This is a genomic window from Emticicia agri (assembly GCF_004168285.1).
GTDB lineage: Bacteria > Bacteroidota > Bacteroidia > Cytophagales > Spirosomataceae > Emticicia > Emticicia agri.
Map to the genome: position 1 here is coordinate 1 of NZ_SEWF01000063.1, position 22,766 is coordinate 22,766.

The following is a 22,766-nucleotide window of genomic DNA, read 5'->3' on the forward strand; positions in this document are numbered from 1 at the left end:
GATACTTACACCCACAAGCCAAGATACCAAACCGGATAGTAAGTTTGTACAAACCCTACCTCAGACCCATTATCAGGGGAAAAGAGAATAAACCCTTAGAGTTCGGAATGAAGGTTCATAAGTTGCAGGTAGGTGGAATCAGCATAATTGAATATGGAAGTTATGAAGCCTTCAATGAGTGTAAACGTCTGAAAATCAGTATAGTCAAACATAAAAGTACTTTTGGTCTATGTACCCATATAGCTGCTGACAGGATTTATGCTACCAATGAAAATCGTAAATATACTACTCAGAAGAACATCCAGACCAACTTTATTAGAAAGGGTACTGGAAAAGATGATAAAGCTACCAAACAAATCAAAGCAGTACTTAATAAAGAAAGAGCTACACGTTTAGAAGGCAGTTTTGGTAATGAAAAGGAACATTACCTCTTGCATAAGAACAAAGCCAGAAGTCCTGACAACGAACAAGTTTGGCTATTTTTCGGTATTCACACTGCCAATGCTGTTTTGATTGCCAAACGAAGACAGAAAGCTCAAAGGCAAGCCCAAATGGCCGCTTAAATTGAAAATTTCATATCAAAACTCACCCATAAAATGGGGTGGTTCAGTGTGTCTACTCGTAAACAGAAAAGTCTCAATTGACGAAAAACTCACGATAGATTGTACTTTTTAAAGATGTTGCTCTTTGAAAATCAACAAGACACTCAGATTTTTGAGTGTCTTGTCGTTAGAATATTTTATCTAAGAGAATTTCCAAGGAAAGCCTCCTCAAAGAAGAAGAAAAAAAGCCCCTCTCCTTCGGGAGAGGGGTTGGGGGTGAGGTGAAGTTCTACAATATCCGCAACTTGGCAAAACTTAGTAATAAGGTTTTTTCGCCCTGACCATCGAATACTATCGTTGCTTTTCTATCCGTACCATTTATATCCATTCTTTTTACTGTACCAAAACCAAATTTCGGGTGTTCTACTTTATCACCTTCTTTCAGTTTGCTGGTATCACTGGCCACAAAATCGCCTGATGGGGTATGCTGTGGCGTGGCTACTGCTTTTTGTACAGGTTTCAGATTAGAAATAATACTCTCCTTTTTAGCAAATGATAACGTAGAAGTCGGACGGTCATTTCTGACAGGGGTATCGTCATAAGAAACTGTGCGGCTTTTCGATAGCTGCAAAAAACTCTTGTCTATTTCTTCTAAAAAACGACTGGGTTCACAATAATTCAACCGACCATAATTATAACGGGTTTCGGCATAACTCAAAGTCAGTTTTCGTTCTGCCCTTGTAATGGCAACATAAAACAATCGGCGTTCTTCTTCCAAATCCGTCCGGTTTTGCAACATCATTTGCGACGGGAAGAGATTTTCTTCCAAACCTACTATATAAACATATTTAAACTCCAGTCCTTTTGCGCCATGTATGGTCATTAAGGTTACACGTTCGTTATCACCGTCTTCATCTTCCTGGTCGGCAGAGGTCATCAGGGTAACAGTCTGTAAAAAGGCGCTTAATGTTTTTTCTTCATTTTCGGGGTTATCTACAAACTGTTTCACCGAGTTAAGCAACTCCTGCACGTTTTCGTAACGAGATAAGCCTTCTACGGTTTTATCTTCATACAGTTCACGTAGAATACCCGAGGTTTTGGCAATATAAGCCGCCACCGTGTGTGCATCTTTGCCCTCTTCAATCATGAGTTTGAAACTCTTAATCAGAATCGCAAATTCGTCAATGGCCTGCCCGGCTCGTCCGGCTACGTACTGACTGATATTACTCACCACTTCCCATACCGAGCGATTATTTTCGGCGGCAGTTACCACAATTTTGGCTACTGTTGTATCACCAATACCCCGTTTAGGTAGATTAATAATACGTTTGAAAGCCTCTTCGTCGTTCTGATTAACCGTATAACGCAGATAAGCCAGTAAATCCTTGATTTCTTTTCGCTGATAAAAAGATAAGCCCCCAACGATACGATATTTGATATTGATTTTTCTTAATGCCTCCTCAAATGCTCTCGATTGCGCATTGGTACGATAAAGAATAGAAAAGTCACTGTTTTTCAGTCCTTCATTACTTTTGGCTTCAAATATATTGGTGGCTATCAGACGAGCCTCTTCATTATCTGATGCCGCTTTGATTACTTCAATTTTAGACCCTTCTTCATTATCAGTAAAAACGTTTTTTTCCAATTGCTCTCTATTACGGGCAATTACTGAATTAGCCGCATTGACAATGGTTTTGGTAGAACGGTAATTCTGCTCCAGTTTAACCACGTGCAACTCAGGATAGTCGTTCTTGAAGTTCAGGATATTCTGAATATTAGCTCCACGGAAAGCATAGATACTCTGGGCATCATCGCCCACCACACAGATATTCTGATGTACCGACGAGAGTTTTTTGGTAATGAGGTACTGCGATACGTTGGTATCCTGAAACTCATCTACCAGTACGTGTTTAAATTTGTGTTGGTATTTGTTCAGTATATCCAGATGGTCACGGAAGAGTACGTTAGTGTTAAACAATAAATCGTCAAAATCCATCGCATTGGCCTGAAAACAACGCATCTGGTAGGTTTTATAAAGCCGACCAATTTCCGGCATACGGGCAGCTTTGTCATCTTCCATATAAATCGGATTGTTGACATAAGCCTCCCAGGATACCAAAGCATTTTTAGCATTGGAGATACGATTCAGCACATAGTTGGGGCGATAGGTTTTATCGTCAAGTCCTAATTCTTTGATAATACTGCGTATCAGAGATTTTGAATCGTCGGTATCGTAAATGGTAAAATCAGAAGTATAACCTAATCTTTTTCCTTCAAAACGCAGAATTTTGGCAAAAATAGAGTGAAAAGTTCCCATCCACAGATTTTTGGCATCGGCACCTATAATCTGTTGGATACGGTTACGCATCTCACCTGCGGCCTTGTTGGTAAAAGTCAATGAAAGAATATTAAAGGGGTCAACGCCCTGCTCAATCAGCCATGCAATCCGGTAAGTCAATACACGGGTTTTGCCCGAGCCGGCACCTGCAATAATCATCAGCGGCCCTTCGGGGTGAGTTACAGCTTCACGTTGGGGTGGGTTAAGTTTATCTAAGTAATTATTCTGGTTCTGCACGGAATCACTTTCTTTAAATGTAACGCAAATACAAATATATCATAGCGATATATTTTTATGAAGTTTTTTCTAAAATTCTATTGATAGTAGATGGGGAGAGGTACAAAGGTAACAACAATATGACGGAAAGTTTAGTGCGGGTGAGAATTAATTGTTTTGGAGGAACATTTACCCCATCTGTAGAGGCGCACGGTTCGCCGTGCGTCTCTACAAAATTGTTCAAAATTCCTTTGGCTTCTTAGGTACAGTCTTTACCGAAAAAGGGATTTCTTTGGTAACCCATTTGGTAGCCTTATCAATCTGGATAGTGGCGGGCTTGCCCCAATACACATATTCCATATAATTTTTGCCATCTTTTGAGCCGCCTGTGTAAAAACCTTCTACTCTTTTCAACTGCATACCATTAGCCGCATAAGCCCTTTTGGGTTTGATGTCTCCTGAATTATCCAGGTCATCATCATTGGTAAAATAGGTAACTGTAAGCGGGTTTTTCATCTCAAACTGAGCAGCAGGGGCATTTACAGGTATAGTCTCTGTGGTGATTTCTACCGGATAGGTTATCACTACTTTGCCTTTGATTAAATCGGCATCAATGGGTTGGTCTCCCCCCGGAGGGTCAAGCCTGAAACGGAATGTTTTAGGTTTCTCATCATAAAAGGCCCCTTGTGGTTCGAAAGGCGAGTTTTTTCCGGCATCGGTCGCTACCACATCTTTAAACGCTACTTGTGCAAAACCCGAATTAAAACTATTGGGTACAGATAAAACAACCAGATGGTTATTCAGACCGTCATTGGTGCGGTCGGCTTTGATTGTCAGATTCGCCAGATCTGCCTCTGAAAGTTTATCGTATTTCACAACTTGTGTGTTTTCATAACGTTCGTTCACTAACGTCGTTTCTCCATGCTGAAAATCAGGTGTGCGGTGTACTACTATCGGAATCTTCTTACTACTGGTGCCTTTAGGATTGATAATGGACAATTGGGCAATTGTACCCAAAGCCTTCACATAGCAGATGATGGGTTCTTTGAGTAGTTTATCAAATTTATCAACTAAATCTTTCTTCTGGTCTTCGGGTATCTTGCCATGTTTTTCCATTATCGTATAAATAGTTTTAGGTACTTCCGAGCGCATTACTGTCAGGGCAAGCGGCTCTCCTTTGGCATTCAGAGCATAATAACTCAGCCGGCTCTCTTCGGTTTTGCGTTGAATCTCAAAAAGCGCAATGTCGTTTTCTATGGATAATATCTTTACTCTTTCGCCGTCTATCTCTTTTTCTTTCCCAATATCGGCTTTGGTAAAAGTGATTTGCACAAATTCGGTAGGATAAGTAAAAGAGAAAGTCCCCTCTATGGTATTTAACGTTTTCCCGTCTTTGGGTTTATAGGTTACTACTTCATTGAAGAAATCCATTGACGGCATCATACTGGGGTCGGGTTTTGGCTCAATTTCTAAAGTGCCTCCTTCTTTGGCTGTGGCTTTGTTCCAGACAAACTGTCCTTTCACCAAATCCATATTAGGCAAATGAAACACATCGGCTTCAATGCGGGCCTCATTAGCCCGGAAACTTGATTCTTTGAAATAAAAGCTATTGGTAAAAAGAGCAAGTTTCTTATCAAAATCGGCTGAATTGAGATTGGTGGGCATACCTTTTTCTGAAATTACATCAGGAACAGGGGTTTTGCTGGGCGTGGGCTTTCCGAAAAAATCAGAAATCATTTCAACGGCCTGTATCTTTTCTTCTTTTGATAGATTTCTATGCTGGGCAATTGTCAATAGGGGCGTAATGCCTGTTATAAGCAGTAATAGAATGGAGTTTTTCATGGCTTCTGAACGGTTTAATACTAAACGAATTTCAGCCTTATTTGGTTATTTTGTTAGTGATTCCTGTAAAATTTACTAAATGGTAAAATATTTATCGGGATTGATTTTATATAGAAGCATTTCTTTCGTTGTAGTGGTATTGAAATTACCAGTTTATGTACCGATTTGGAATAAAATTTTTACTGATTACTATTTGTTGTTGTTATTTATTAAGCTGTACTAATAAACATGAACAACACAATAAGCAAGATTCTACTACAATAGCTGTTCAACCTACGGTATCTATAGAATGCGATTATAAAAACCTCTCGAAAGAGTTTGATCTAAAGTTGTTTTTCAATCGCTATAAAACTACAACTGTAAATGATTCTTGTATTGTACGCTTGATAATTTCTGATAAAATAGACCATCATGTTATTGATACTCTGCTTCTGACTTCTATCTATTATTATGATAATGTATTTAAGGATTGTAACCATGTCTTATCTTATTCTACCAAAGTGGATTTTAAGGGAGTAGGAGACGATAATGACTATGGCAATATTGTCATAGCAGATTTGAATTTTGATAATAAAGAGGATATTGCTGTGATTAATGATTCAGGAGGTAATGGAGGCGTTTTCTATAATTATTATCTGCAAGAAAACCAAAAATTTGTTTTAGATAAGTATCTGACAGATTCAATGACTTATTTCCCAACGAAAATTAATAAAGCTAATAGAACATTGATAACCTATGTACATGCGAACGCATACCAATTAGCAGAACACGTTTATTACTTCAACAATAAGACTAATAATTGGATAGAGAAGAGCCAAAAATTTATCCCTCCTATAAAACAACCATAGTATATTCTCAAAAAACACCACTATCCCCAAGTTTTTTAACAGATAAAACCTATTTTTGCCACAGGAATCAATAAAACCTAACGTTGCACATGAAAAAAATCTTTGGCTTGCTAAGCCTGCTTATTCTCTCATTTTCTTCGATTGCTCAGAATAAATATGCGATTATTCCCAAACCATTAGAGCTAACCCCTCTGGCTGGTGAATTTACGATTGATACACAAACAAAAATCCTGATTCCAAAAGGGGCTGCTGACATCAGACCGCTGGCCGAAATGCTGGCCGAACGGGTAGTTATTACCTCGGGTATTCAATTGCCGATTGAAGAAGCAGATATATCGAATAGTTTAGTGCCTGCTAATAAGACTATTGTGTTTGCGCCATACAAGGAACAGGTAATGAACAAGATGTTAGGCGATGAAGACTATATTCTGAAAGCAGATGCCAAAGGGGTTATACTGGCAGGAGCCACAGGTAAAGGAGAGTTTTATGCCCTGCAAAGTTTGTTACAATTATTGCCTCCGCAGATATTCAGCAGTTCGTTGGAGAAAGGAGTGAAATGGACTGTTCCGGCTTGTACGATTTTCGACCGTCCTCGCTACGGACACCGGGGTGGTATGCTTGATGTAGCCCGTCATTTCTTTCCGGTTTCTTTTGTGAAAAAATACATTGATTTATTGGCCTTGCACAAAATGAACAAGTTTCACTGGCACTTGACCGACGATCAGGGTTGGAGAATTGAGATTAAGAAGTACCCGAAACTGACCGAAATAGGCTCGAAGCGGAAAGAGAGCATGAAAGGGCATTATAATGACTGGAAATTTGACGGTACGCCACACGGAGGATTCTATACACAGACAGAAATAAAAGAGGTAATTGCTTATGCCCAGAAGAAATTCATTACCATTATACCGGAAATAGAAATGCCCGGCCATGCGCTGGCGGCTCTGGCATCGTACCCTGAATTGGGTTGTACTGAAAAATCGTTGAAAGGTGGACCTTATGAAGTTACCGGAATTTGGGGGGTACATGATGATGTATTCTGCCCTACTGAAACTACCTTCCGGTTTTTAGAAGATGTCCTGACAGAGGTAATTGCCTTATTTCCGGGTGATTATGTTCATATCGGAGGTGATGAATGTCCTAAAACAGCCTGGAAGCAAAGCGCTTTTTGTCAGGCTTTAATGAAGAAAGAAGGTTTGAAAGATGAGGATGAATTGCAGAGTTACTTTATTAAACATTTTGATAAGTTTCTGACTTCGAAAGGCAAGAAAATCATTGGTTGGGACGAGATTCTGGAAGGAGGAATTTCTCCGAATGCTACCATTATGTCGTGGCGTGGGGTAGAGGGTGGCATTGCGGCCGCTCAACAAAACCACGATGCCATTATGACACCGACAGGTTTTTGTTACTTAGACTATTATCAGTCAGACCCTTCAACAGAGCCATTGGCTATCGGAGGTTACCTGCCTTTAGAAAAAGTATATGGTTATGAACCAACGCCTAAAGCATTGACCCCTGAACAGGCAAAGCATATTTTAGGGATACAGGCCAATCTCTGGACAGAGTATATACAAACGCCTGAACAGGCAGAATATATGCTTTATCCACGGGCCAGTGCCATTGCTGAAACAGGCTGGACATCGGCCAGGCTAAAAGATTATGATGATTTTACCACTCGCCTGAAAATACATTTCGAGCGGTTGAAATACCTGGCAGTGAATTATGCCAAAAGTTATTATGATATAACGGCTTCGTCGGCTATGAATGCCAAAAGTCAGGTAATAGTAAAATTACAGTCAGTTGATAAAGCCGCCATTATCAGATATACCTTAGATGGGTCAGCCCCAACGGCCAGCTCTGCCATTTATCAACCTGCGGGTGTGGTTATTACCAAAGATGGAAGTGTAAGAGCCGCCGCATTTTCGGCTAAGGGCGAACAGTTAGGGAAAGTATTGACCAAATACTTCTTTATTAACAAGGCTACCGGACGTAAATATACCTTAGTAAACCAACCTAAAAACTATACCGGAGGAGAAACCTATGGTTTAACAAACGGCGTAAAAGGCGAAGACGCCAATAGTGCAACCTGGATAGGCTTTGAGGGAAAAGACCTGGATGTAACGATTGATTTGGGACAAGCGATGGATGTCAATAAAGTATCATTTGCTTTCAAGGGAGCCAGCGATTCGTGGATTATGTTGCCAACAGAAGTAGAAGTATCAGTGTCAAATGATGGGAAGAAGTTTACGAGTGTAAAGAAAATTCCGATGGCAGCCACGCCACCCAAAGGTAGTGCCGTGCAACAATTAGGCGTAGCGGTTGACAGCAAAAAAGCCCGTTATGTAAGAGTATTTGCTAAAAACTATGGCAAACTCCCTGACAATCATCCGGGGAATGGTAACCCTGCCTGGCTATTTGTTGACGAAATTGCCATTGAATAAAGGAATTTTAAATAAAATCCATGATTTGAAACAAAAAAATAATGAAATTTGTATTCAATTATAATAAAGGTGTTTCGTAAAACGAAACACCTTTATTATCAGACCACGTAGTTCAACGGATAGAATAGAAGTTTCCTAAACTTTAGATCCGGGTTCGATTCCCGGCGAGGTCACAGAATATATAAATTTCACGATTCTTCAAATCATGATGCACCTAACTATTCCACTCCGAAGGATTCTTTCCGAAGTTTTCAAAGAATATTTTTGAGAAATAAGGCAGACTTTCAAATCCTACCTGATAGGCTACATCAGATACACTTACCGATTTGTTTTTAAGCAATTGGGCCGCTTTTTGTAGTCTGTAATCACGGATAAACTCTACGATATTCTGATTGGTGATGGCTTTTAACTTCCGGCGTAATTGCCCTGTTGTCATGCTTGTTTCATCTGCCAGTAAGCTAATATTGAAATCGGTATTCAATAGATTTTTGTCAATAATATCGTTAAGTCTTTCTAAAAACTGCTCATCCAATGTATTAGTTTTAGGCGCATTGACCTGCGCTTTCTGTGTTATAATTGTCTGGCTATACTTCTGGTGCAAAGCCTGTCTGATGCTGATAAGATTACGCACCCTAATATGCAATTCTTCCGTATTAAAGGGTTTGGCCAGATAATCATCTGCGCCCAATTCAAGCCCCTCTAATCGGTCTTCGAGTGCTGCACGCGCGGTAAGCATAATTACCGGAATATGATTGGTACGCATATCCGATTTTACCAACTTGCAGAAACTGAAACCGTCGAGCCTTGGCATCATCAAATCACAAATCACCACATCGGGAATTAAGGCAATGGCTTTCTCATAGCCATCCTGACCGTCAACGGCTTCTACTATCTGATATGATAATTCAAAATGACTTCTGATATAGGCTCTTAAATCATCATTATCTTCAATAATTAATAGAATAGGCTGTTCATTATCAACAGGATTTTCTACTGCTTTTTCAGGCTTAGCATTTCCATTGACTATAGCCACCTCGGCCTCAACGGTTTTAAGAGAATCGGCAGGTACTGCCGATGATTGCTCAGTAATAAGCCCTTCCCAGGTAGCCTTATCAGTTGGAATTGTTACTGTAAATTGCGTACCAACACCAACCTGACTTTCTACACTTATTGTCCCTTTCAATACATCTACCAGTTCTTTTACAAGTGCCAGACCAATGCCTGTGCCTTCATAGTTTCGGGTATAGCTTTTTAGAGAGGTACTATCCTCAACCTGATAAAAACGGTCGAATATAAACGGCAGTCGTTCCTGCTCAATGCCAATGCCTGTGTCTTTTACAATAAGTGTAAATTGGTTCTCTGTATAAATGGTCTTTATCTCAATCTTTCCGTCATTGGGGGTAAACTTGAAGGCATTTGACAATAAATTCGTGATAATCTTCTCTAGCTTGTCTGTATCGTAATAAGCACTCTGTTGAGTCTGGCTTTTGTCGTAAATGAATTGAATACGTTTATTTGGAGCTAATGAGTCAAAAGACGACAGAAACTGCTTCACAAAACCAGCAAGATTGCCATGCTGTATTTGCGGACTCATCTTACCCGCTTCCAGTTTCGATAAATCAAGCATTTGATTGATAAGATTCTGCAACCTGCTCAGGTTTCGTTGCATAACACCAAACATAGATTCGTTGGGATATTTCTTGCTGAAATCAGCCAACGGCCCCGATAATAAGGTAAGAGGTGTACGAAACTCGTGTGAGATATTGGCAAAGAAACGGGTTTTCAAAGAGTCCAACTCGGCCAGCCGTTCAGCTTCTTTGTCTTTATACAAAAGTTGCTCCTGCAACCTCACTCTGTTTAGTTGGTTCTGGTATAATCGATAGACTACATAAATGAATACTGTCAGATAAATGAGATATGCCCACCAGCTAAGGTAAAAAGGAGGATTGACTCTTATAGCCAGGGCAATGGGTTTGCTCCATATTTCGCCATCTACTGTCCCCATCACTTTAAAGGTATAGCTTCCGCTTGGGAGTTGGGCATAGTTGGCCACATGATTGGTACCGGCCTCAACCCAATCGTCGTCTATACCCACCAATTGGTAACGATAACGATTTTTAACAGGATTTGTAAAATCCATGATACCAAATTCAAGTGATAGTTGATTCTGGTCATGAGCTACTTCCAATCTGTCTAATTGTTCAACAGGCAGTTTTAAAATAATTTCTTCGGTGTTTACATCAACGTTTTTATTATTTATTTTAAGGCCAATCATTTTTACGATGGGCGCTTGTTTATTATAACCAACATCTTTCGGATCAACAATGCTAATCCCGTTTATCCCACCGAAAAATAGTTTGCCTGATAGCCCTTTATAATAAGAATTCGTATTAAATTCATCGTCCTGCAATCCATCAGATTTGTTGTAATTGGTAAACGTAAATGTTTTGGGATTAAAGCGTGATAATCCGCGATTGGTCGAGAGCCAGAGATTATTTTTGTCATCGGGCAGAATCCCATAAACAACTCTATTCGGTAGACCTTGTTCTTCCGTAAAATGCCCAAACTTACCTGTTTGCTTATCAAGTCTTTCTAATCCACCACCTTTGGTGCTTACCCATAAGTATCTTTGAGGTTGGTAAGGATCATTGATTATGGCAGACACAAAATCATTACTCAGGCTTTGTTCATCGGTCTTGCTGTTTTTGAAAATGGTATAATTGGGCCTGGTTGTGAGATTTTCTGCTTTGATTAAGCCCTTTTGCGTACCAATCCAGAATACCTGATTATCATCTTGGTAAAAGGCAAAGGTTTCTGTGAGTGAATTATTCTTTGGTAATATATGCTGATAACTAAAATGCTGAAATTGCTCAGTCTGAGTATTTAGTTTTAGTAAGTTGCCGTTAGCCATTCCAATCCACAACTGCCCGTCTTTCTCTTCAATAAATTTATGGCTATGATTAAAGGGATTACTGTATTGAGTAATGTCATATTGTTTCAGCAATTGCCAGTTGGCCGAATAACTACTCATGTATTTGCTTTCGAGTATATGATGAATTAAATAGTAATTACCATTTTTACTCTGGAAAAGCGCGTCTTGTACATAATTCGGGTGGTTTATCTCGACGGGTATCTGAACAATAGTGTTTGCAACAGGGTCAATTTCATAAAAGCGATAACGCGGCCTGTAATTACCATGCATAAATAATTTCCCTTCACGACTTTCTAAAAGATGGCTTGGAGAATATAGTGGCAAAATAGAATGAAATAATTTGAAATTATTGTTCAGTTTCAATAAACCGTAGCCATAAGTTCCTGCCCATATATTCTCGTTCTTATCTTTAAAAAACTCTCTGATTCCTTTCAATAAAGCTGGCATTGTGGCCAGCGCATTCTGAGGATTCAGCTGGTCGGTTTTTAAAAGTTCTTCCGGTTTAAAAACCCAAAGGTATTGTTGATTCGAAATAGCAATGCTTTGGTCTGCGAACTGATTGATAACCGGTATACCTGCTGGCGGAAATGGAATTGTTTTGATGATAGTCTGCCCCTCGTAGCAAATAACTTTATCCTGACCAACAACCCAATAGCGTTTTTGTTTGTCTTGTAAAACTTTAAACTCTTCTTTAGGCGTATCTATGAGGTGTTCTCTCCAGAAAAAATCTTTTATGAATCGGACACCTATTGAGTGCGAATCAAATTTAAACTGAGCCCTTGCTTTGGTAGTGGCAGCGGGTTTCTGAAACCATTCGCTGAAGTCCGGTTTGTTGGGATAACCCTTTTCGGCTATAAAAAATACTTTATCAGGATTGTCAGTAATCAGCCAGACATTACCTGCTATATCCTCTTTGATGAATGTAATGATAAAAACACTTTCATTGGCTGCAATAGGAGGGTTGGCGTGATAGAATCTTTGCGTTTTGGGGTCAAATAAATTCAGCCCGTCTTTTTCGGTACTTACCCAGATACGCCCCTGCGAATCTTCCAGCATTGCCGTGCAGGTATTGCCCGAGATACTATATTCTTTATATGGGTTATGTGTGAACACCTTGAAATTATAACCATCGTATCTGTTCAGCCCATCTTTTGTAGCTATCCACATAAAGCCCTGGCGGTCTTGCATCATGTCATAAATCATACCCTGCGAAAGACCGTTGGCAATACTGATAGACTGCCATAGATTTTGCTGGGCAAGACAGGTAATACAAACTAATTGTAGTAATAAGATTCTCTTCAACATGCTATGACAGCGCTTTAACAACCAAAGTTAAAAACAGAAAAGATGAATTGAAAGAAAATACCCAAATGAGTTATTGAACGGTAAAAAGTGATATTTTTTGCCATAAAAATCGGTATTTCAATGCCTAAAAACACAGAATAGAAAAAAAGAGGAAAAGAACGTAATTTTTACGATAACACCTGCCTGCCTCACTGACCTACTTTTGGTGGTAATTTTTTTATCATCACCTCAATCAAAATGCATGGAACAGCAAGCATTGATACGCCTTGGCTGGCATCATAAAATTGACCCAGATACCATTCTGTTATTAAAGGCGGATTGTAATTATACCCAGATTTACCTCAACAACGGGAGTATGATTTTATCGTCTACTACGCTGGGAATTTTGCAAAAAAAATTGTCGCAATACCAGTTTTTCAGACCCAACCGCTCGATGCTTATTAACCTTAATTATATGATTGATTTTGAAAAAGATACTTCTACCATCAGGCTCGCTAATGACGAAGTTATATACATTTCGAGAAGAAGAACCAAGCAGGCTAAAAGACGTATCAGTCTATAATACATATCATCTGAAACTTTTCTGTAATCTGATAATACAGCTATTGAATAAAACCTCTACCCCCATGAAAAAAATATTTTACCTCTTTATAACATTACTGATAAGCCATCAGGTATTGGCTATTGATTCTATAAACTGGATTGGAGGAGTAAGTGATGACTGGACAAACCCTGCTAACTGGAGTGCCGGAAGGCTTCCTGTTGCCAGTGAATTGGTTAATATAAACGCATCTTCTCAGCGCAACCTGGTCATTTATAATGGTACATCCATTACTGTAACTGCTATTGTTTTAGAAAATACAGACAAATCATTAATTATCAATAGCGGTGCTACCCTAACAGGCACAGCTAATCACAGCTATATGATTTATCTTGGTCAGGGAACGTCTTTAACAAATAATGGTACAATAAATTACACAACAACTGGACGTTCTACTGAAGTCCCTTTCCATGGCTTAGGAACGTTTGCTTCAAATTTTATAAACAACGGCACTATCAATGTAAATTCAAACGATGCTGTTTTTGGTATAAATACAGGTGCCTCAATGAATATTACCAATAATGGTACAATCAATATCACTAAAGCCAAATATTGTTTTTATGGTCAAACCAACCTTACCAATAATGGAACTGTAGAGTTTACCACCTCTTTTAACGATTCTTTTGTATTTACCGGTATATTAGCAACAGTCATAAACAATGCTTGTGGGAAATTTATAGCCCGTGCCGGACTTTTCGAAAGCAAGGCAACCACTAATGCCGGGTACATGCAAGTTTCAGGCTTGTTAAAAGCGGCTACCGGTCAGACTATTACTAATACAGGTGTGCTGATATATGGGTCAATTGACACAAGTCAGCTTAATAATACAGGGAATAGTGCAGTTATTGTCAATAATAAAGCTTATAATAGTTCAGTATTTAGCTTTGGAGGCACATTTAATGGCACTATTGGTATTTATACCGATATGGCAGCTACTAATCTGGCAGGAACACTTAATGCTTCTAATGTTTTTGTACCCTCGCCTTTACTAGCTGCTGGCGACCTGACACTCTATGCAAAAATTATACCTAGCGGAGGTGCGTGCGAGTATATTGTTCCTTTTACATATAATAAAGACAGTGAAATAGATATTAAAGGCAATAGGGTTACTATCATCGATGGAGATATCGGTACTTCTCCTTCTAATGATACTGAATTTGGTTCGCAATCAGTCTTCTCTGGAACAATAGCTAAAACTTTTACTATTTATAATAAAGGAAACTCCCCTCTTAACCTTACGGGAACATCTAAAGTTAGCCTTACTGGCACAAATCCGTCTGATTTTACGGTAACAACACAGCCTGCTTCGCCAATTGCAGAAAACGATTCAACAACTTTTCAGATAACATTCGATCCATCGGCAGGTGGGTCTCGATTGGCACAGGTAAATATTGATAATGATGATTCGAATGAAAATCCTTATAATTTTAGAATTCGTGGAATTGGCACCTGTGATGGACCAACAGGCGTTTCGGTAAATAATACGGTTGTTTGTAATGGTGAAAGTATCAGTCTTACGGCTACCTGTACCACAGGAACTATTACCTGGTATAATCAGTCTGGAGGCGGAACGGCCATCGGGACAGGCTCACCCTTCAGTTATACGCCAACTAGTAGTAGAAGCTATTATGCTACCTGTAACTATGGAATCTGTGAAAGTAGTAGAACGTCTACCAGTCAGGTCAATATATTAGCTTCGGGTAATACTCCTACGGGTGTTTCAGTAGATAGGACAACTATTTGTTTGGGTGGCTCGGTAGTATTAAGCGCTACCTGCGCTTTAGGAACAATTACTTGGTACAATCAGGCGACAGGTGGTACTGCTATTGGTACAGGTACATCACTCAATCAAAGCCCAACCGTTAATAGTATCTATTATGTTGCCTGTAATAATACCAATTGCGAGAGTAATAGAATAGCAACCAGCCAGGTAATTATAGGAAGTAATCCGACTGCCAGTATCAGTTACCCGGCAACATCCTACCATATAACAGAAGGTGCGGCCAATGTAATTCTAACAGGTACAAGTGGCGGAACATTTACTTCTGGTCCTGCAGGCCTCAGTATCAACTCTTCTTCCGGCCTGATTATGCCAAACAGTAGTACCACAGGTACTTATACAGTTACCTATACTGTGGCAGCAAGCGGAGGATGTACCTCCGCAACAGCCACTACCAGTGTTACAATCACTAGTGTTCCTATTGTAACTCTTACCTCCAACAACAATCCGGCTAGTATAGGTGCCAATGTACAATTAACGGCAACCATAATACCAACTACTGCTACAGGTACAATTACTTTTAAAGACGGTTCTACTACCATTGGTACTGCTACTTTGAGCAGTGGGGTAGGCAGATTCAATACCAGTTTATTGGCAGTAGGTATGCATAACGTCACGGCTGAGTATGGCGGTGATGGCTCAAATGCTGCCAGTACTTCAAGTGCAGTTTCGGAGGTAGTAAATGCCCTTACAGAGCCGAATCTTAGTTTTATCACCCAGTCTGCCGGTAGCTCAGGTACTTCTGAAAGTGTCGGAACGGGAGTGGTTGTTGACGCGTCGGGTAATGTGTATAAAACCGGATATTTTAAAGGCACGGTCACTTTTGGAAGTACAACATTAGCAAGTGCAGGGGCCTATGATATTTTTATTGTTAAATATAATACATCTGGTGTTGTGCAATGGGCAAAACGGGCCGGTGGAACATTTGATGACCGGGGAAATGGAATAGCTGTATCGGGTACAGATATTTATGTTACAGGACAATTTATGACTACAGCTAATTTTAATACGCCATCGGCATCGGGTTCAAATGAACTCGTTAGTGCAGGGAGTACTGATATTTTTGTAGCTAAATATAACGATAGCGGGACAGTAGAGTGGATTAAAAGAGGCGGTGGATCAATTGCTGATGTTGGGAATGGTATCACAGTTTTAGGAACAGATGTGTATGTAACGGGTGGTTTTGGACTTACTGCCAATTTTAATACGCCTTCTGCAACAGGTAGTAACCAGCTTACATCTGCAGGACTGACGGATATATTTCTGGCCAAATACAATTCATCAGGGGATGTTCAATGGCTAAAAAGAGCCGGAGGTGCAAATATTGACACTGGTAAAGGTATAGCGGTATCTGGCACAGATATATATATTATAGGCGAGTTTGTTAGTACTGTCAATTTTAATAATCCATCTGCTACAGGAACCAATGAAATTACAAGTTCGGGAAGTTCTGATATTTTTATTGCCAAGTACACTAATGCAGGTGCTTTTCAATGGGCTAAACGAGTTGGAGGAACAGATATTGATACAGGGAATGGAATAGCCGCTTCAGCGACAGGTGTATATATCACAGGTTTTTTTTATTCGAATAGCATTAATTTTAATACCCCATCTGCTAGCGGAAGTAATGAAGTTACAAGTCTTGGTGGTTCTGATATTTTTATTGCCAGATACAATAGTTCAGGAGATTTGCAATGGGCTAAAAGAGCAGGAAGTGCGTTTGACGATATAGGTTTTGGCGTATGTGTATCCGGCACAAGTATATATATGGCTGGTCGTTTTAGTTCTACCGCCAATTTTAATTCTCCTTCTGCTACCGGTAGTAACCAAATTACAAGCAATGGTTCCAATTCTGATGTTTTTGTTGCTAAATATAATGAAGATAGTGATTTTTTATGGGCCATAAGAGCCGGAGGTTCGGATACTGATCAGTGTTTAGGCATTACAGCATCAGGTAGTAATATTTATTTTACCGGCAATTTTCCCGGCACTGCCAATTTTAATAACCCATCAGCTACAGGCTCAAATCAATTAACTGCAGTGGGTGCTACTGAATCCTTTTTAGCCAAATATACCGATTCTGGTACTTTAACCACTACCACTACTCTCACCTCCAATAATAACCCTGCCAGTGTAGGTGCCAATGTGCAACTCACAGCTACCTTAACACCAAGCGCAGCCACGGGCACAGTTACTTTTAAAGAAGGTTCTACAATCTTAGGCACTGCCACATTAAGTGGTGGAATAGCTAAATTTAATACCAGTTTACTGACAGTTGGCACACATAGCATTACAGCCGAGTATGGTGGTGATGGCTCAAATGCTGCCAGTACTTCAGGTGCGGTTTCGCAGGTCATCAATGCATTGACAGAACCGAAGTTGAGTTTCCTGAGGCAAGTAGTAAGTACTGTGCAGGTAGTAAATAATGCCACCACTACAGATGCTTCGGGGAATGTCTATGTAATAGGTTCATTTTCCGGAGTACTTACTATAGGAAATACTACTCTAACCTCTGGCGGAGATTTTGATATATATATCGCTAAATATAATGCCTCTGGTGAATTGCAGTGGGCTAAAAGAGCTGGCGGGACAAGTATTGATAGGGGGGTATCAATAGCTATAACAGGTAATGATATATATATTACAGGTAGTTTTCGGGAGACAATGAATTTTAACAATCCTTCAGCCGGTGGCAGTAACGAAATCATAAGTGCAGGAGATGAAGATTCTTTTGTTGCCAAGTATGACAGTGACGGTAATTTTGCATGGGCAAGAAGAGGTGGAGCATCCTCTGGCTCAATTATACCTTATGGAGTCTCAGCCTCGGGTACAGGAGTATATATGGCAGGTGTTTTCACTGGTACTGTTAATTTTAACACCCCATCGGCTACTGGTACTAATGAAATAGTTTGCGTGGGCGTTACAGATATATTTATTGTCAAATACAATTCATCCGGCGTACTGCAATGGTTAAAAAGAGCCGGAGGGACAGAGGCTGATAATCTGTCCGGGATAGTAGCTACAGATACTGACTTATATATTACGGGTACATTTGCTGGTACACCTAATTTCAATACTCCATCCGATAGCGGAAGTAATACGATTACAGCTACAAGCTCTGTTGATTCGTATATTGCTAAATATAATCTCTCAGGCGATATACAGTGGATAAGAAGAGCTGATGGCACCTTAATAACAGCCATAACTACAACTGGCACAGACCTCTATATTACAGGGGCTAATACCGGTACAGCCCATTTCTATACGGCATCAAACACTGTTGCTGGTGAAATACCAGCTGACGGAGGCGATATTTTTATTGGTAAGTACAATAATGCCGGAGATATACTATGGCTCAAAAGAGCAGGTGGTAATACTAACTGGGACATTGCCTATGGAATTACCACTTCAGGTACAAATGTCTATATTACAGGCAAATTTCAGGAAACAGCTAATTTCAATACGCCTTCTACCAGTGGTAGTAACGAAGTTACAAGTGCAGGAGCCGATGATGCATTTATTGCCAAGTACCATTCATCAGGAAATTTTATCTGGGCTAAAAGGGCCGGGGGAAATAGTTATGATTTGAGTAAAAACATTGCTTTATCAGGAAACAATTTATATATAGTAGGTCAATTCTTTGGGAGTATGGATTTCAATAATCCATCAGCTACAGGTGCTAATGAATTAATAGCTACATCTGGTTATAATAATTTTTTAGTTAAATATGATGATACAACACTTGCCACCACCACCACCCTAACCTCCAACAACAACCCGGCTAGCGTAGGTGCCAATGTGCAACTCACGGCTACTGTAACACCATCAGCAGCTACAGGCATTGTTACTTTTAAAGAGGGTAGTACAGTATTAGGCACAGCAACATTGAGTAGTGGGGTAGCTAAATTCAACACGAGTTTGTTAATGATTGGCACGCATACCATCACGGCTTACTACAACGGAGATGTCTCAAATGACGGCAGTACTTCAAATACAATTTCGCAGGGTATCAACGCATTAACCAATCCTAAACTGAGTTTCATCAGACAATCTGCAGGGTTTTCAAGCGGTGATGCAGCTAATGCAAAAGCTATTGCGGTTGATGCTTCAGGTAATATCTATAAAACGGGGTACTTTACAGGAACGGTAACCTTCGAAGGTGTTACCTTGGTGAGTGCGGGCGCTAAGGATATTTTTATTGTTAAATACGATGCTTCCGGAACTGTATTGTGGGCAAAAAGAGCAGGGGGAACAAGTGAGGATATTGGTTATGGAGTAAGTGTATCTTCCTCAGGATTATTCATTACTGGCCAGTTTGAAAGTACAGCCAATTTTAATACGCCTTCGGCAAGTGGAAGCAATGAACTAACGAGCGCAGGAGTGCAGGATATATTTGTTGCTAAATATAATACTTCCGGCGATTTGCAATGGATAAGAAGAAGTGGTGGGACAAATCGTGATTTGGGGTATGCTTTAGCAGTTTCTGGTACTGATGTATTGATAACAGGTGTATTTAATGGCACCGCTAATTTTAATACGCCATCATCGTCAGGTACAAATACATTAGCCTCTGCAGGAGCTTCAGATATGTTTTTGGCAAAATTTAATGATTCAGGTGATTTTCAGTGGGCACGACGCGGCGGAGGGGCATTATCGGATTTTGGTGGAGGATATATAGTTGCTTCCGGTACTGACATATATATATCGGGCGCATTTCTGGGAACAGCAAATTTTAATACGCCTTCTGCTACTGGTAGTAACGAAATTACAAGTGCCGGAAGTGCAGATATATTTATTACTAAATACACCGCATCAGGAGATTTTCTATGGGCCCGAAGGGCCGGAAGCGTGTCCGGAAATGAAAATGGAAATGCCCTTTCAGTGTATAATGATGAAGTGTATATGACAGGCATGTTTTACGGTACAGCAAACTTTAATACACCATCGGCTTTTGGCAGCAATGAATTAATCAGTGAGGGCTCAGGTGATATATTTATCGCAAAATATAGTAGCTCCGGAAATGTTCTCTGGCTAAGAAGAGGAGGAGGTACACAAGATGATGATTTTGGTAATTGTATTGCGGTATCAAGTGAAGGTGTTTTTGTTACAGGGAGTGTGAGAGGTATTGCTAATTTCAATACACCATCGGCTTCAGGCAGTAATACAATTGATAGCAGACCAGGGGCTAATAGATTTATTGCGAGGTATAACCATTCTGGTGATTTAAGTGTGGCACAAAGACTATCCCAAGGCAATAATGCATCCACTACTGCTATCGGATACACATCAGGCCATCTGATTATAGGGGGCGATTATCTTTCTAACATTGACTTTAATCCAGTTAGAACTTCCGGAAGCAATGAATTGGTTTTAACAGGAGACGAGCTATCATTTTTAATAAAAATTGACGTATCAAGAACTTCCAGCAGTATTGTGCTTGCATCCAATAACAATCCTGCTATTTCTGGAGCAAATGTTCAGTTTACAGCTACTGTAAGCCCAGGCACAGCTACAGGCACAGTAACATTCAAAGATGGAACAACTACCTTAGGTACAACTACACTGAGTGGTGGAGTAGCCACTTTTACAACCAATACTTTAACAAGCGGCACACACACTATTACTGCCGAATACGCCGGTGATGGTACCTATGAGGCAAGTGTATCAAATACACTTTCTCAGGTTATTAATTGTGTAAACCCAACAGATGTGTCTGTCAGCAATACAAATATCTGTAATGGATCAGGTATAAGCCTGACTGCAAATTGTACTTCAGGTGTTGTTACATGGTATAGTCAGTTAACGGGCGGCTCTTCTATTGGTACAGGTTCAGGCTTAACGCAGAACCCTGCAGTTAACACTACTTATTATGTCACTTGTAAAGATATAAGTTGTGAAAGCGCCAGAATAGCTACTAATCAGGTAACTGTTAGTACGCCATCAGCACCAAATATCACAGCCCCAAATCCAAAAGTAGTGTGTGCACCAAGCACTTTAACCTTAACAGCCAGCGGCTGTGCAGGGACAGTGAACTGGTCTAATGGTTCATCAGGTACGAGTTTGACACTTTCAAGTGTAGGTACTTATTCTATATCAGCTACTTGTACAGTAGGTGGTTGTATGAGTGTTGCTAGCGCTGCTGTCATAGGTTTGCAAATTGTCAATCAACCCTCTGCTCCAACGATTACAGCACCGAATCCAAAAGTAGTGTGCGTACCAAATACTTTAACCTTAACAGCCAGCGATTGTACAGGAACAGTGAACTGGTCAACAGGGTCAACAGGCACAAGTCTGACTCTTTCAAGTGTAGGCACGTATAGTATTACAGCTACTTGTACAGTAGGCAGTTGTACTTCCCCTGCAAGCACAGCCGTAACAGACTTGGAAATTGTCAATCAACCATCAGCTCCAACCATCACAGCCCCAAATCCAAAAGTAGTGTGCACATCAGGTACTTTGACATTGACAGCCAGCGGTTGTGCAGGGACAGTGAACTGGTCAACAGGGTCAACAGGCACAAGTGTAGTTTTATCAAGTGTAGGCACGTATAGTATTACGGCAACCTGTACAGTAGGCAGTTGTACTTCCCCTGCAAGCACAGCCGTAACAGGTTTGGAAGTTGTCAATCAACCATCAGCTCCAACGATTACAGCACCGAATCCAAAAGTAGTGTGCGCACCAGGTACTTTGACATTGACAGCCAGCGGTTGTGCAGGGACAGTGAACTGGTCAACAGGAGCATCAGGTACAAGTGTAGTTTTATCAAGTGTGGGAACTTATAGTATTACGGCTAACTGTACAGTTGGGTCTTGTATTTCTCCGGCCAGTACATCAGTCACAGGTTTGCAGATTGTAGCACAACCAACTGCTCCAACGATTACAGCCCCAGCTAGCAAGTTAGTCTGTTCACCAAGCACGCTTACATTAACAGCAAGTGGTTGTGCAGGGACAGTCAACTGGTCGAATGGTTCATCAGGTACGAGTTTGACACTTTCAAGTGTGGGAACTTATAGCATTACAGCCACCTGTACAGTTGGGTCTTGTATTTCTCCGGCCAGTACATCAGTCACAGGTTTGCAGATTGTAGCACAACCAACTGCTCCAACGATTACAGCCCCAGCTAGCAAGTTAGTCTGTTCACCAAGCACGCTTACATTAACAGCAAGTGGTTGTGCAGGGACAGTCAACTGGTCGAATGGTTCATCAGGTACGAGTTTGACACTTTCAAGTGTGGGAACTTATAGCATTACAGCCACCTGTACAGTTGGGTCTTGTATTTCTCCGGCCAGTACATCAGTCACAGGTTTGCAGATTGTAGCACAACCAACTGCTCCAACGATTACAGCCCCAGCTAGCAAGTTAGTCTGTTCACCAAGCACGCTTACATTAACAGCAAGTGGTTGTGCAGGGACAGTCAACTGGTCGAATGGTTCATCAGGTACGAGTTTGACACTTTCAAGTGTGGGAACTTATAGCATTACAGCCACCTGTACAGTTGGGTCTTGTATTTCTCCGGCCAGTACATCAGTCACAGGTTTGCAGATTGTAGCACAACCAACTGCTCCAACGATTACAGCCCCAGCTAGCAAGTTAGTCTGTTCACCAAGCACGCTTACATTAACAGCAAGTGGTTGTGCAGGGACAGTCAACTGGTCGAATGGTTCATCAGGTACGAGTTTGACACTTTCAAGTGTGGGAACTTATAGCATTACAGCCACCTGTACAGTTGGGTCTTGTATTTCTCCGGCCAGTACATCAGTCACAGGTTTGCAGATTGTAGCACAACCAACTGCTCCAACGATTACAGCCCCAGCTAGCAAGTTAGTCTGTTCACCAAGCACGCTTACATTAACAGCAAGTGGTTGTGCAGGGACAGTCAACTGGTCGAATGGTTCATCAGGTACGAGTTTGACACTTTCAA

7 protein-coding genes, 1 tRNA gene and 1 pseudogene are annotated in these 22,766 nt (G+C 40.5%); 6 read left to right on the forward strand and 3 right to left on the reverse strand.

Annotation, left to right across the window (positions count from 1 at the left end):
- Nucleotides 1–563 (forward strand): annotated as a pseudogene (locus EWM59_RS24445) (DDE transposase); the annotation flags it as partial.
- Between the two features lie 268 nt (nt 564–831).
- Here EWM59_RS24445 and EWM59_RS24450 read toward each other — a convergent pair.
- A complete protein-coding gene (locus EWM59_RS24450) occupies nt 832–3,117 on the reverse strand; it encodes an ATP-dependent helicase (RefSeq protein WP_130023870.1) in 2,286 nt (761 codons plus the stop codon).
- Between the two features lie 219 nt (nt 3,118–3,336).
- Nucleotides 3,337–4,938: a hypothetical protein gene (locus tag EWM59_RS24455; RefSeq protein WP_130023871.1), complete on the reverse strand. Its 1,602-nt coding sequence runs from the start codon at nt 4,936–4,938 to the stop codon at nt 3,337–3,339.
- 155 nt (nt 4,939–5,093) lie between these two features.
- On the opposite strand from EWM59_RS24455, the gene EWM59_RS24460 reads away from it, so the two are divergent.
- The 3 genes from EWM59_RS24460 to EWM59_RS24470 all read left to right on the forward strand — a co-directional run bounded on the left by EWM59_RS24460 (nt 5,094) and on the right by EWM59_RS24470 (nt 8,400).
- The gene (locus tag EWM59_RS24460; protein ID WP_130023872.1) at nt 5,094–5,786 is read left to right on the forward strand and encodes an XAC2610-related protein; all 693 of its coding nucleotides are present in this window, start codon (nt 5,094–5,096) and stop codon (nt 5,784–5,786) included.
- 89 nt (nt 5,787–5,875) lie between these two features.
- On the forward strand, nt 5,876–8,227 hold the full coding sequence (locus EWM59_RS24465) for a glycoside hydrolase family 20 protein (RefSeq protein ID WP_130023873.1): 2,352 nt from the start codon (nt 5,876–5,878) through the stop codon (nt 8,225–8,227).
- 101 nt (nt 8,228–8,328) lie between these two features.
- Nucleotides 8,329–8,400 (forward strand) — tRNA-Arg (locus tag EWM59_RS24470).
- A 41-nt stretch (nt 8,401–8,441) separates the two neighbouring features.
- Here EWM59_RS24470 and EWM59_RS24475 read toward each other — a convergent pair.
- Nucleotides 8,442–12,464, reverse strand: coding sequence for a hybrid sensor histidine kinase/response regulator transcription factor (locus tag EWM59_RS24475; protein WP_130023874.1), 4,023 nt, complete (start codon nt 12,462–12,464; stop codon nt 8,442–8,444).
- 241 nt (nt 12,465–12,705) lie between these two features.
- On the opposite strand from EWM59_RS24475, the gene EWM59_RS24480 reads away from it, so the two are divergent.
- Both EWM59_RS24480 and EWM59_RS24485 read left to right on the forward strand, forming a co-directional pair.
- The gene (locus EWM59_RS24480) at nt 12,706–13,026 is read left to right on the forward strand and encodes a LytR/AlgR family response regulator transcription factor (protein WP_130023875.1); all 321 of its coding nucleotides are present in this window, start codon (nt 12,706–12,708) and stop codon (nt 13,024–13,026) included.
- Between the two features lie 64 nt (nt 13,027–13,090).
- On the forward strand, nt 13,091–22,766 hold a 9,676-nt coding region (locus tag EWM59_RS24485), incomplete at its 3' end, for an Ig-like domain repeat protein (RefSeq protein ID WP_207220062.1).